The organism is Sporosarcina sp. D27 (assembly GCF_000586555.1).
Lineage (GTDB): Bacteria > Bacillota > Bacilli > Bacillales_A > Planococcaceae > Sporosarcina.
On the sequence record NZ_AZUC01000059.1, the window covers coordinates 40,357 to 54,201 of the forward strand.

Genomic DNA, 13,845 nt, shown 5'->3' on the forward strand with positions numbered 1-13,845 from the left:
TAGAGCCTTTTCTTCAGTCTATCATATCCGGAAAATCTTAGAACACACATGGGTGAGAGTAGGCAGAATCCCCTTGTTTTGTTACACTTGTCTCTAACGAAATTCACGGATCATATGGATCCTGTTAGGAAGTGGGAGAATGGAAAACTTAGCATTAATCAGCGTAGTCGCAGTACTCGCGCTCGGAATCTTTTCCCAGTGGCTTGCCTGGCGGATTCAGTGGCCGTCAATTGTTATCATGTCAATCGCAGGATTGCTTATTGGTCCTGTTTTAGGATTGATCAACCCGGAAGCCGCGCTCGGTGATTTATACGGACCACTCATTTCACTTGCGGTTGCGGTTATTCTTTTTGAAGGTAGTTCGAATCTCGATATTCGTGAAATTAAAGGGATCTCTAAATCCGTTACACGTATTGTTACGATCGGTGCGTTTCTCGCATGGATTCTCGGGTCCCTTGCGGCGCACTATTTTGCTGGACTGCAATGGGAAATTGCCTTCATTATAGGAGGGTTATTTGTAGTTACGGGTCCTACAGTGATCATCCCGCTGCTTAGGAGTGCAAAATTGAAATCCCGAACAGCTGCTGTATTGAAGTGGGAAGGGATTATCGTCGATCCTGCGGGGCCTCTTCTTGCGTTATTTGCATATGAAGTAATTAAAGTGTTGAGCAATGATAGTTTGACGATGAGTAATTTGCTCAGTTTCTTTGGAGGCGCAGGTCTTGCGGTTCTTCTTGGACTTGGAGTGGGGCTTCTCATCACGGTTATGGCGTCAAAAGGACAGTTTCCTGAGTACTTGAAATCACCGATTGTACTTGCTTTGGTCTTGATATGTTTCATGCTTGCAGAAGTGATCATGCACGAAACAGGCATGCTCGCAGTCACCGTGATGGGTCTGACTATTGGTCGTTCTAAGCAATATGTGTCATCGATTGGAAACCTTGGGCATTTTGTTGAAAATGTCTCTGTCATGTTAACTTCTACGGTGTTCATACTCTTGACGGCATCTTTGCCGAGAGAGACGATCGCTCAAATGTTTACACTACCGATTCTGGCATTCGTGTTAGTGACGTTGTTTGTTGTACGTCCGTTGTCGATTTGGATTTCAACGATCGGTACGGAACTTGAACGGAATGAGAAAATATTAATCGGATGGATTGCGCCACGCGGAATCGTTGCGCTTACTGTCGCCGGATACTTTTCGAGCATTCTCGTCAATGATGGATATGAAGAAGCGAGTCTTCTTACAGCCTTGACGTTTGCGCTTGTCATTATAACCGTATGTGCGCACGGCTTCACAATCGGCCCGCTAGCGAAAAAGCTTCATTTAGCGAGCAATGAACCACCTGGAATCCTGATTATCGGAGCAAGTAACTTTTCAGCATCGCTTGGTGAGGAGTTGAAAAATTTGGGAGTTCCAGCATTGATCATGGATCCTTCTAGAGGACGCTTAAACTTAGCAGCCGCAAAAGGTGTTCAGACGTTCGAAGGTCAAATTTTGTCGGAACAAGCGAGATTTGCAGTCGACTTAACACCTTATAGTACGATTTTGTCGATGACAGGAGACGCGTCGTATAACGCTCTCGTTTCTCAATCATTCGCACCTGAATTCGGCTTTAACAATACGTTTTCATTGCCGGTTGCTGTAAATCATCAAATGAATGCATCGGAGCTTCCGATTTCACTGAAAGCCCATTTACTCTTCAGGGAAGATGCGACTTTTGCGGAACTCAACCGGAAAATTAATACAACATTTGAAATCGGCGAAATTGCTACGAACGAGATTGAAAATGTCGATAACTGGTTAGATGAATTGCCAGAGCAAATCACTCCACTTTTCATTAAGAAAGAGAACGAGACAATCGTACTCGTTACGTTGCGTAAAAAAATTAATCTAGAAGAAGGCGACATCCTTGTCGTCATGCAACCTGAAAATGAGAAAAAGGAGTCTTCCGCTTAAGCGGGAGCTCCTTTTTCCTTTAAACAATATTGGTTACTTCGTGCGCCTGGCTTTCTAACTCAGCAGCAGACGAGGCAAGGTGGAAAAATGCATCCATTGCAACTTCCACTTCTTTTTTACATTCATCGATGTTGGCCTGTGCTCGCTCAGTTCCAGAAGCAATCAAGGTAACTTCTTTCTTGATGGATTCTATTCCGTCACGTACTTCTACAATGGAAGCCTCCACATTGGATGACAGTTTTCTAACTTCTTTAGCAACAACGTCAAATCCTCGACCATGCTCACCAGCACGTGCAGCTTCAATGGCAGCATTCAATGCAAGTAAGTTCGTCTGTGAAGCAATCGCGCGGATCGTTTTAACGATGCCTTGAATGTTTTCTGAATGCTTTTGAAGTACCTCTAAGTTATTGGTGTTGTTGGTAGACACATCAGCTAACTCACCAATTCGCTTTAACAATTCTTCGTTTCGATTTCTTCCTTCGTCTGCCTGCTCAGTGAGGGATTGCGCCATTTGATTAAGTTCCGTTACGACGCCTAATGCAGTATCGTGACGCTTCGTTACATCTGTCGCCACCTTTGTGACACCGAGAACAGTCCGCTTGTCTTCGCTGAAGACAGGCATATAGGTCGCTTCTAGCCAAACAGTTGAGCCATCTTTGGCTTTCCGCTTAATTTTTCCAGAAGAAGCGACTCCTTTATGTAAGTCTTTCCACATTGCTCCGTAAGCAGGGCTGTTCGCAAATTCTGGGAAACATAACTTTTCATGAGGCATACCAATCATTTCTTCAGGACGATATCCAACAGCAGATGCAAAGTTCTTGTTTACATAAGCGATGCGTTTGTCGATTCCAAATCGAATAATCGCAAGGTTTTCTTCTAACGCGCTTACAACGAGTTGGTCGGATACAGATTCAGACGTTGATACGTTCACTTAATTTCCTCCTAGGACTTCTGTAATGAATTATTATCCATTATACACAGTGTGTATCATATGTACTAGTGTAATTAACGTTTTGACATGGTATATACAATAATTCAAATTAGAAGTGATTTAATAGAACTAGTTTTTGGGTAAAGTATTATCTTGAGAAAATGATATAGAAACTAAAATAGGTTTTTGGATAATCTAGATTAGGTCAAAGGGTATGAATTTGACTTTTCATTTATACCCGATAAAGAAAAATCAAAACTCTTAACATGTAGAGGTGTTATTAAAACAAAGAAACAGAGGCTAAGTGGAAGCCTCTGTTTGAAATGTATATAAGAAAAGAAGTTGTTAATAATCTCGTTTATTCAACGGTTCATCAAAGAAATCACCTTGTACCGGTTCATTCTCTACACGCTCTTTACGGGAGATTAGTGAATCTCGTTCAAGTTCTTCGGCAATTCTATCTGGACTACCATTCACAGCGTCTTGAAACTCTTGGCGACGCTGTTCCTCTTCAGGATCACGTCCCAGTTCACCAGCAAAATCAGTCGTTTCTAATCCGTTGGAAATCGTATCATCCGCTGCTACACTGAATTCAGAACGCTCGATTGAACGCTCGCGTAATGGTGTTACTCTTTCTTGTGTATGTTGGGGGTCGGGCATCGTATCGCCGAACGCCGGTTGCTCAGGTACACGCGTGACACCGTCGCCTGGAGGTCCGACCCACGTATTTGCACCAAGATTCGGATCTCCTACATTCTCTCCGATGCCGAACTGGTTACCAACCTCTTGGTGCTGTCCAGGCATGTCGCTCGTTTCATCCACGTACAGCAACATGCTGCCATTGTTAACATCTTGGTAAAATCCAGCCTTCTCATCTTCAGTAAACCCGAGATCATCCATCATACTTCTGACGCGATCTTCACCTGTCATGAAATCCATGAATTTATCCAGCCAAGATTCATGAGTCGTTTGAATCTCGGCATCCGTTCGACTTTGCAACATTTTTACATTATCTTCACTTTTAGCAATTACAAAGATTTGATGATCTACATAACCTTCTACTTTTAGCTCTTCTACCTTAGCCAATAGTTCTGGCTCTGTATGAAACATTCCGATGAATCGTTTGCCTGTTTCCATTTGTAAACGCCTCCTATTGAGTTAGTTTGCTAGTATTCAAATGATTCGTTGTTAGTGTTTGAATACCCAGGCTATAAGCCACGGAAACCTCAATAATACCCATTGAGGGCAAACGTCATCAATTTGTAATCGAGTTGTCATCTATTATGGAATCCTAAGTGGAGGTTTCTTTAATGTAGAAAAACAAAAACAGAGATGCAATCGCATCTCTGTCACCTATCTTCAAATTAGTATGCACCATACAATTTCTTTTCAAAGTCTTTCAACGAATGAATCGGAGAAATTCCTTGGCGCTTTAGTTCGTATCGGTTGTCACCGAGTTTTACGTTTCCGGGGTTTGTCGTAAATGCCATCCGAATGCCAGCAGCTGAAATGGCTTTTTTACTCGTTTCATTAAATTGGCCGAACGGGTACGCAAGATATCGAATATTGGGATCTAGCATGTCAAAAGCTTTCGAAACTTGGAAACGACCGAGATCGATATCAGCTTTAATTTCTTCAGGTGTAGATGTTGTCAAGTAAGGTTCTCGTGTACCAGGTCTGCGTAGATGCAATCCGTGAGTGTGGTGTTGGAACGAAAAGACATCAACGGTTTCACGGATCTCTTTCAGTCCTACATATTGAAACGCTTGGTCATCCCAAGGTTGAGCCTGTTGCTTAATACGGGATGTAATGAGAAATGAAGTTGCAGTGAACCCTTTTTCCGCTAACGAAGGATATGCATACTTTTGAAGTGAAAGTAGACCATCGTCAAAAGTGATTAATACGGTTTTATCCGTAAGATTTTTACGGAGCATGAGCCAATTATCCAATTCTTCAGGAGTGATAGTTTTCCAGCCATTCTTTTTTAAGTAGTCCATTTGTTGTTGAAATGGAGCCAAGTCAATTACCATGTTATTGTTTGCAAAAGGTGTAGCTGCCCGATTTTCAACGATTTGATGATACATGAGAACAGGAATACCTGGATCTGCGGTCACGAACGCTTTGGGAACGAATCCCAGAACGCCACCGAGGTTTACTTGTACATGGGTTTTAGTTTCAGCAATAACCGGGAGACGCTGTCCAGGGTTAATGTATCCGACCCGATATCCGCCACGCAGTGCACTTGCAACGGAGATACGACTTTGTGTAATTACGGTTTTCCGTCCTTTAGGCAAAGGTTTTGCCTTCGACTGAGGAGCGGGTTGAATAAGATGGATCGGGACTACCAATTTATCGTTTCCAAATGACAAATACCCGTACTTTTCATCTTGCGCAACCATCTCGTAAGGAACACCTTTCATGAAAGTTGCTGTACCAATCAACTGATCCCCATCAATTGCATAACCGCCCGTAGACTTTGATAAAGTAACCATTGAACTTTGAGTAGCAGCTTGAGCACTAGGTTGTGACACTACAACTAGAAAACACACTAACAGACCAGCCCATAAAACAGACCAGCTTTTCTTTTTTAACACATGCAACATTCCTTTTTTTTATAGTAATAAAACAGTTCTAATTCCTTAGATGATTATAACATAAAGGAATCAAATATTTGGATAGAATTAGAAAAAATATAAATAAAGTCAGCCATTTGATGCATACTTCTAAATTGGGTGTTGAATATATAGTCGGAACATTTATAATAGTTTAAATAAATACGATTTATTTAAGGGGGAATAACATTGCTCACATTTGTATCGTCTATCGTTTTGTTATTCGCAGGATATTTCACATATTCGAAAGTAGTAGAAAAAGTATTTGTTGTAGATGATGCCCGTAAAACGCCAGCTTATACGAAGACGGATGGGATGGACTATGTGCCGATGAGTTGGTGGAGAGGTTGGCTCATTCAACTCTTAAATATTGCAGGTCTTGGCCCGATTTTTGGTGCGATTGCAGGTGCGCTTTACGGTCCTGTAGCTTTCATATGGATTGTCTTAGGAAGTATCTTTGCAGGTGGTGTACATGATTATTTTTCAGGAATGCTCTCGCTGAAACACGGGGGTGCACAATTTCCTAAACTAGTTGGGGAATATCTAGGGAGCACTGTTCGAAAAGTGACAAGTGTAGTTTCAATTGTTTTAATGGTCCTTGTTGCAGCGGCATTTACAGCAGGACCCGCGCAACTTATTGCTTCCATAACTCCAATCACTTTTACTATGGCATTAGTACTCGTATTTGGTTACTTTACATTAGCTGCAATTCTACCTATTAATAAAATCATAGGTCGAATTTATCCGATTTTTGGAGCAATCTTAATCATCATGGCAGTAGCGATTGCAGGGGCACTAGTATTTGGAACTGCTAAAATCCCCAACTTAACTTTTACAAATATGCATCCGGGGGAACTTCCAATTTGGCCACTCCTAATGGTCACAATTTCATGTGGAGCCATTTCAGGTTTCCACTCAACGCAAAGTCCGATTGTTTCCAGAACAATGAAGAAAGAATCAGAAGGTCGTAAAGTTTTCTACGGAGCGATGATCGGAGAAGGGGTTATCGCCTTGATATGGGCAGCTGCAGGAATGACGTTTTTTGGTGGAACAGGAGGTCTTCAAGGAGCACTCGCTGCTGGCGGACCTGCAGGAGTAGTAAATGAAATATCGGGCACGCTGTTAGGGACTTTTGGTGGGATTTTAGCAATACTAGGTGTCATTATCTTACCGATTACAACAGGTGATACTGCTTTACGTTCTGCACGTATGATGCTGACGGAAGCAACCTCTCCTTGGATTAATCCTGATAGACGATGGGTAGTACTCCTAGCAACTGCAGTTCTAGGTGTCCCCATGTTTTACTTATCGATGATTGACTACTCTTTTTTATGGCGTTATGTAGGGGGAACCAATCAGTTTGTCGCTGCAATCATGTTGTGGACTGCAACATCTTATCTTCTACGTGAAGGGCGTGCGCATTATATTGCAGGCATTCCCGCTTTGTTCATGAGTGGGGTCGTAGCAACTTACTGGTTGTATGCTCCTGAAGGATTGCAGTTAGGCTATGGGATTTCCGTAACAATTGGTTTAGTCGTAGTTGGGATACTTGCTATTTTCTATGGGGTGAAGATTGTTCAGCTCAGAAAAGAAAGCGGAAAACAAGTTGTCCCCAAAACTACCTATTAAGGAAGGTGCGAATCATGCACCTTCTTTTTCTTTATATCGCACAGTTCGGCTCGTATGGTATACTTCATGACAGATTAAACTACTAAATTTGTATGTGGGGTATACTATGATTTTTAACTCGTTTGAATTTATATTTCTATTTTTACCAATCGTTTGGATAGTATTTTTCCTTGTCGGGAAAGTCGCGCCACCATTCGCAAAAGCATGGCTATTGCTCGCTTCATTGTTTTTCTATGCGTATTGGAATCCTGCCTATTTACCGTTAATTATCGGTTCCATGATTGTGAACTACATCATTGGCGTATTTCTAGGGAAAAACAAATGGGTCCCAACGCGTAAAGTAATTCTGACACTCGGTATTTTGTTCAATGTCAGCCTGTTAGGTTACTTCAAATATCGGGATTTCTTTGCAGAAAATATAAACTCAGTCTTGGGAACACACATTTCTTTGATCCAAGTTATTCTTCCGTTGGCCATCAGTTTCTATACGTTCCAACAAATTGCGTATCTCGTTGACTCCTATCGGCTTGAAACGAACGAATACAATTTCTTGAATTATGGTTTATTCGTTTCTTTTTTCCCACAGTTAATTGCTGGACCCATTGTACATCATGGGGATATGATGCCTCAGTTCAGTGATCGGAAAACCTATCGCATCAATCATGAAAACTTAGCGAAAGGACTCGTTATTTTTTCTATCGGTTTATTTAAAAAGGTAGCTATTGCAGATACTTTTGCAGGGTTCGCAAATAGCGGATATGGTTCCGTTGAAACACTGACGATGATAAGCGGATGGTTTACGTCACTTTCGTATACGCTTCAACTCTATTTCGATTTCAGTGGGTATTCGGATATGGCGATTGGACTCGCGTTATTTTTCAACATTCGATTGCCGATTAACTTCAACTCGCCTTATAAAGCACTAGATATCCAAGACTTCTGGCGTCGCTGGCATATTACATTATCCGGTTTTTTGACGAAGTACATTTACATTCCACTTGGTGGGAGTCGTAAAGGTATTCCTCAGACCTACGTCAATATCTTTATCATCTTCTTGATTAGTGGATTTTGGCATGGTGCTGGATGGACGTTCGTCATTTGGGGAATTCTCCATGGACTAGCGAGTGTCATTGCGCGAATCTGGAAGCGTTCAGGAGGGAAGTTACCGAAGATATGGGCATGGGGGATCACATTCCTGTTTGTTCACTTAGCGTTTGTTATCTTCCGCGCTCCGGATATGTCCGTTGCAATGAGCGTCTACAAAGCTATGTTTGGTCTCGAAGGATTCCAGTTGACAGGAATCGTTTCGATATTCAATGAAAGTATCATGTATCTAGCTCTTTATTTACTTATCGGATTAGCAATCGCACTATTTGCTAAGAATTCCGTTCAAATTATGGAAACACAAAAGCGGACTCCGCTCATGATGCTATTTGTCGTCATGTTGCTGTATTACAGCTCGATGCAACTTCAGCGCGTCAGCGAATTCCTATACTTTAACTTCTAAGGCGGTGAGTCAATTGACAGATAAAAAATTTGCACGAACAGCACTATTATTATTTCTGACGTTGGCCGCCGCAACGGCTGGCGTCAATTACTGGATAGACCCACTTTGGCATTATGGACATGCCAACGCGTTCAACACCGTTCAGAAGGTGACCAACGAACGGGAACAGAAAATTGCTATGCTACATTATGGGCGTCATGATTATGATACGTTACTGATTGGAAGCAGTCGTTCCACATATATTCATCCAACCGCGTTTGAAGGATGGGATGTATTTAACTTTTCTGTCGCCAATTTGTCTATACGGGAAGTGCATAGTTTCATGATTTATAGCCAATCTCAATTGCCTGGTTTGGAGCGCTATCTAATCGGAGTGGATTTCTTCAAGTCGAGTGAGAAAGAAGCGGGAGCTCCGCGTGCTTTAACGAATTATGAGAATAAGATAGACCAACCTTTTTATCGGACGAAGAATTTATTGTCTCTCGATACTTTGGAGATTTCCATTCAGAACTTCAAAAAATCAGTGACTGACACTGTAGATGAAGATCGTCTCTACAACCGAAAAGGGGAAGCGTTCGCTAATCGACTGACAAAAGAAGAAGTGGAAGAAAGCACAAGTGCGAAAATTGCACGATTTGAAAAAGAATTCTACGGAAGTAACTACACGTACTACAAAGATTATCCGATGATTCTTCAAAAAATTAAGGATGCAGCAGGGGACGATGAGCTTTCTGTCTATACCACGCCTATTTCGACTGGATTGTTTGTGTCCCTAGTTGAATCTGGTCTTTTGGACGAGTACGAACATTGGATACGGGATTTAGTTAAAGTGAACGGCGGCGTTTGGAATTTCATGTATCCGAATTCGATTACGAATGACAACATGAACTATATTGATGGACACCATTTCTATCCTGAAATCGGGAAGCTTATTGCTAAACGAATACAGAATACAGATACGACAGAAGTTCCTGAAGATTTTGGTGTATACGTAACAGCTGATAATCTAGAAGAACATCTTCAAGATGTACGAGAACTCGCTGAACAAGCAGTACGAGAAAGTGGAAATAAGTAAATAATCTTGATTCGATAGTATCTCATTACAAAGCGGATATTGCCTAATACCGTGCAAAAAAATGGGGATTCGAGTCTAACTCTATATGAAGTAAGACACATTAAAGACTTCTGAGCTAAGGTGATACATCGTTAATAGGATAGTTGAAAAAAACTGTATGCAATTGTGAACAAACTAGCACATGAAAACTTCTTGATTTGGTTGGGAAATAGACACAGAAAAACAGTAACGATGTAAGTATTTTCATGTTAAAATATTCATCGTTGTTTATCAATCAAAGGGGTTGCAGTCACTCGAGACTGTATACCACATAAAAGGAGATTTTATAAATGGGAAGAGTTGCTCAGAAAGTCGCATTGGTTACAGGTGGAGCATCAGGAATCGGTCTTGCATCTGCGCAGTTACTTGCTAAAGAAGGCGCAAAAGTTGTTATCGGTGATTTCAACATTGAAGGTGCAAAAGCTGCTGCTGAAGAAATCAAAGCAAACGGTGGCGAAGCATCTGCAGTATTTTTAGATGCTACTAAAGAAGATTCCATCAAAGAAGCTGTAGAATTCACAGTGAACACATATGGTTCACTTACTGTAATGTTCAACAATGTTGGAGGAACAAACCTTAAAAAAGATTTGGACGTTGTCAACCTTGACTTGGATGAGTGGGATCGTTTGATGAACATGAACTTGAAGAGTGTATTGATCGGCGCGCGTTATGCAATTCCACACATGCAAAAAGCGGGTGGCGGTTCTATCATTAACACAGCTTCAACCGCTGCAGTGGCTGGAGACGCAATCCGTTCAGCGTATGGCGCTTCTAAGACAGCTGTAACTGGTTTGACTCGTTACATTGCAACTCAATACGGAAAAGACAAAATCCGTTGTAACGCAATCGCACCAGGACTTATCTTAACACCTGCCGCAAAAGATAACTTGCCTGAAGAAGTACGCGAAATCTTCATGAAGTATAATGCGCTTCCTTACCACGGTGAGCCAGAAGATATCGGAAATACAGTTCTGTTCTTGGCTTCAGATGATTCTAAATTCATGACAGGTCAATTGCTTGTGGTTGACGGTGGTCACTACATGACAAGCCCTACAATTTCTGACGTTAATACGTATGCAGCTAGCTTCCAAAAATAAGTTTTAGTTAACGAACTCCTTCTTTGCCAATTCAGTTTGGTGAAGAGGGAGTTTTTTCATTTACATATAAACAATATAGATTTGCACCTCATGCGGACTGAGCAATGGACTGAATAGAAATTAGAAATGTAATCTCTAAAATTAGGTTGTAATAGTTTAAAGGAAATTAGGTCTCTAAGTACAACGATGGGAGAAACGTATGTTGGCGTATTGGATAACCATTTTGCAGTTGAGGAAAACTATGTAACAACAGAAGGAAACGGTAGTTCAACGAATCACAAAAACTCTTCAATTTTAATGATTTTTTAACTTCCGGACTAGGCTGTTGGGGATGGGCTAGCACGTAGAAAGTAGGCGTACTGAAGCTACTCTTAGTTGCGTTAGTAATACAATAACAAGATTTGCTATAAATAATCGAACAGATATAGTTATCATTACAACAAACCAATGCATAGACTGACAAGGCGCCATCCAATCCGGACGCGGAAAGGATGGCGCTTTAGTATGCCAAAGGACATATAAAACTATTAATATAGTAGATAAATATTAACAATTCACTGAAAACAATAGAATGATTGGGAAAAAACTGGTATACTGAATTTACCAAATAATATTTTGAGGAGGGGTTTAATGAAACGCTTATTTACTTTGATTACTGTGCTAGCACTCACGCTGGTACTTGCTGTGCAACCAGCAGCTGCAGCTGCTAAGTTCCCAGATGTCCCCAAAACCAATCGCTTCCACGATGAAATTCAATTTTTAGTTGATAAACAGATTATAAGTGGCTACTCAAATGGGAGCTTCCAGCCAAAACGTAACGTAACACGCGGAGAGGCGGCAATTATGATTGGACGCACGCTCGGATTAGATGGAACGAAGCGCAATACTAAGTTTAAAGACGTACCGAAAACCTATGGAGCAAGTGGATATATTGCTGCTGCAACAGAGAAGGGAATCATTGGGGGATATCCGGATGGTACATTCCAGCCGAACAAATCGATCTCTCGTGGAGACATGGCGATCATCCTTTCACGTGGGTTTGAATTGCAACTGGGCAGTAAAAGAGAGTTCAAAGATGTTGGATCTAACATGAAAGCTTCCGAAGCGATTAATCACATGGCGGGTAACTATATTACAACTGGTTATCCGGACGGTACATTCCGTCCACAAGGACTTGTAACTCGCGAACAATTCGCGGCTTTCGTTGCGCGCGGTCTAAGCCCTGAATTCAAACAGCGCACACAAAATAAAGACGGCTATGCGTACGACCTCACGAAAACATATGTATATGGCCAATCTGACGGAGACCTCCAAGTGACTTATAAAAAGGTGAGTACTAAGTTTGCCGAAGTACCATTCACAGGCTTTCTTTGGGAGTTTAAACATTCAGGGACTGGTAAAATAACTTATTTAGCACAGGATGAATCAGAAAGAGGACTCATGTTGGTCTATCCTATATCGAGTGGGGTATTGGAACTCGCTTATCCAATTAAGATAAATTCAACATGGCAGACTGGCTATGATATGGATGGCAGAAAGACCATTACAGGAGTCAACAAAACTGTTAAAACACCTTATAAAACATTTGCGAATGCAGTTGAAGTCACTGATGATGGTATGAAACATTACTTCGTCAAAGGAATCGGATTAGTGAAAGTTATCACGAAATCAGGTGAAACGATCTCTGAATTGAAATCAATTCAATAAGCGATTCAAAATATCAGTTCAAAATAGGAGGGAATAGGGATGAAGAAATTTATAACTATTGTAGCAGCAGGAGCACTCTCACTTGTGGTAGCAGTGCAACCGGCTGCAGCGGCAGCGAGTTTTCCGGATGTACCAAAATCCAACAGATTTCACGATGAGGTTAACTATTTAGTAGGTAAAGAGATCATTAGTGGCTACTCAAATGGAAATTTCCTGCCGAAAAAGAATGTAACACGCGGAGAAGCGGCTATCATGATCGGACGAATGCTTGGAGTGGATGGAGCTAAACGTGATACAAAGTTCAAAGACGTGACGAAAGCGTATGGAGCAAGTGGTTATATAGCTGCCGCAACTGACAAGGGAATCATCGGTGGCTATCCAGATGGAACATTCCGTCCAAACGAGCACATATCGCGCGGGGATATGGCGATTATTCTAGACCGTGCGTGGAGGTTGGAATTCGGAAGCATCCGAGTTTTTAAAGATGTAGGAGAAAATATGAAGGCTAGCGGTGCTATTTATAATATTGCAGGAGAATATATCACAACTGGATATAACGATGGCACGTTCCGTCCAAAGGGCACGGTAACTCGTGAACAGTTTTCAGCTTTCTTAGCGAGAGGTATGAGCCCCGTGTATAAACAACGTGTGATAGGGAATAACGGATACTCCCTAAACATGACAAAGCAATATACATTTGGCACATCTGATGGGGATCGTCAGTTGGTTTTCCAGCAAGGGATTCAAAGTAATCTAGCTCCAAATTACAAAGGATTTGCTTGGAAAGAAACCAATCTGAGGACAGGTAAAGTAGATTATTCATTGCAGGAAGAAACATCGGATGAAATGATAACGGGATATCCGTTCTCAGAATACTATACTGACTTGAAGTATCCACTTAAAGCAGGCGTTCCATGGTATAACGGTGAGGGCGAGGACACAGTTAAGATTACAAACTTGTCTAAATCTGTGAAAACACCATACAAGACATTTACGAATGCAGTGGAAACGACTTCTCAGAGCGGCTACAAGTTTTATTATGTAAAAGGTGTGGGTCTTGTTAAGACAATTGATCCTGCAGGAAAAGTAGTACGAGAATTAAAATCTATGAAGTGATGAAAAGTGTCAGCCTTGTGCTGGCGCTTTTTTTATTTCACTTTGTCAATTTGATTATATTGGTGCGTTTTACTTATATGGAATAGAAGAGGGGGGGCACTCACTCAACTTCATACATGCAGTTTCATTTAACGGATCGATTTGACACGTAATCGTCGTATTTTATGGGAAA

General features: G+C 41.4%; 10 protein-coding genes. 7 read left to right on the forward strand and 3 right to left on the reverse strand.

Annotated features, from left to right (window positions below; translation table 11 throughout):
• Positions 1–139 precede the first annotated feature (139 nt).
• On the forward strand, positions 140–1,960 hold the full coding sequence (locus tag N693_RS0116025) for a sodium:proton antiporter (RefSeq protein ID WP_025785845.1): 1,821 nt from the start codon (positions 140–142) through the stop codon (positions 1,958–1,960).
• Between the two features lie 19 nt (positions 1,961–1,979).
• On the opposite strand, the gene N693_RS0116030 is transcribed toward N693_RS0116025, so the two are convergent.
• The 3 genes from N693_RS0116030 to N693_RS0116040 form a co-directional block, all read right to left on the reverse strand.
• Positions 1,980–2,891, reverse strand: coding sequence for a PAS domain-containing methyl-accepting chemotaxis protein (locus N693_RS0116030; protein ID WP_025785846.1), 912 nt, complete (start codon positions 2,889–2,891; stop codon positions 1,980–1,982).
• A 345-nt stretch (positions 2,892–3,236) separates the two neighbouring features.
• Positions 3,237–4,028 (reverse strand): general stress protein, encoded by a 792-nt coding sequence (locus tag N693_RS19735; RefSeq protein ID WP_025785847.1) that lies wholly within the window; start codon positions 4,026–4,028, stop codon positions 3,237–3,239.
• 227 nt (positions 4,029–4,255) lie between these two features.
• Positions 4,256–5,485, reverse strand: coding sequence for a polysaccharide deacetylase family protein (locus tag N693_RS0116040; RefSeq protein WP_025785848.1), 1,230 nt, complete (start codon positions 5,483–5,485; stop codon positions 4,256–4,258).
• Positions 5,486–5,692: 207 nt separating this feature from the next.
• Here N693_RS0116040 and N693_RS0116045 point away from each other — a divergent pair, with 207 nt between their 5' ends.
• The 6 genes from N693_RS0116045 to N693_RS19745 all read left to right on the forward strand — a co-directional run bounded on the left by N693_RS0116045 (position 5,693) and on the right by N693_RS19745 (position 13,673).
• Positions 5,693–7,132: a carbon starvation protein A gene (locus tag N693_RS0116045; RefSeq protein ID WP_025785849.1), complete on the forward strand. Its 1,440-nt coding sequence runs from the start codon at positions 5,693–5,695 to the stop codon at positions 7,130–7,132.
• A 106-nt stretch (positions 7,133–7,238) separates the two neighbouring features.
• Positions 7,239–8,639 carry an MBOAT family protein gene (locus tag N693_RS0116050; protein WP_025785850.1) on the forward strand — a complete coding sequence of 467 codons (1,401 nt, stop codon included), beginning with the start codon at positions 7,239–7,241 and terminating at the stop codon, positions 8,637–8,639.
• 13 nt (positions 8,640–8,652) lie between these two features.
• On the forward strand, positions 8,653–9,714 hold the full coding sequence (locus N693_RS0116055; protein WP_025785851.1) for a hypothetical protein: 1,062 nt from the start codon (positions 8,653–8,655) through the stop codon (positions 9,712–9,714).
• Positions 9,715–10,043: 329 nt separating this feature from the next.
• Positions 10,044–10,850 carry an SDR family NAD(P)-dependent oxidoreductase gene (locus tag N693_RS0116060; protein WP_025785852.1) on the forward strand — a complete coding sequence of 269 codons (807 nt, stop codon included), beginning with the start codon at positions 10,044–10,046 and terminating at the stop codon, positions 10,848–10,850.
• 630 nt (positions 10,851–11,480) lie between these two features.
• Positions 11,481–12,557 carry an S-layer homology domain-containing protein gene (locus N693_RS19740; protein WP_025785853.1) on the forward strand — a complete coding sequence of 359 codons (1,077 nt, stop codon included), beginning with the start codon at positions 11,481–11,483 and terminating at the stop codon, positions 12,555–12,557.
• Between the two features lie 39 nt (positions 12,558–12,596).
• On the forward strand, positions 12,597–13,673 hold the full coding sequence (locus N693_RS19745) for an S-layer homology domain-containing protein (protein ID WP_025785854.1): 1,077 nt from the start codon (positions 12,597–12,599) through the stop codon (positions 13,671–13,673).
• Positions 13,674–13,845: the final 172 nt, after the last annotated feature.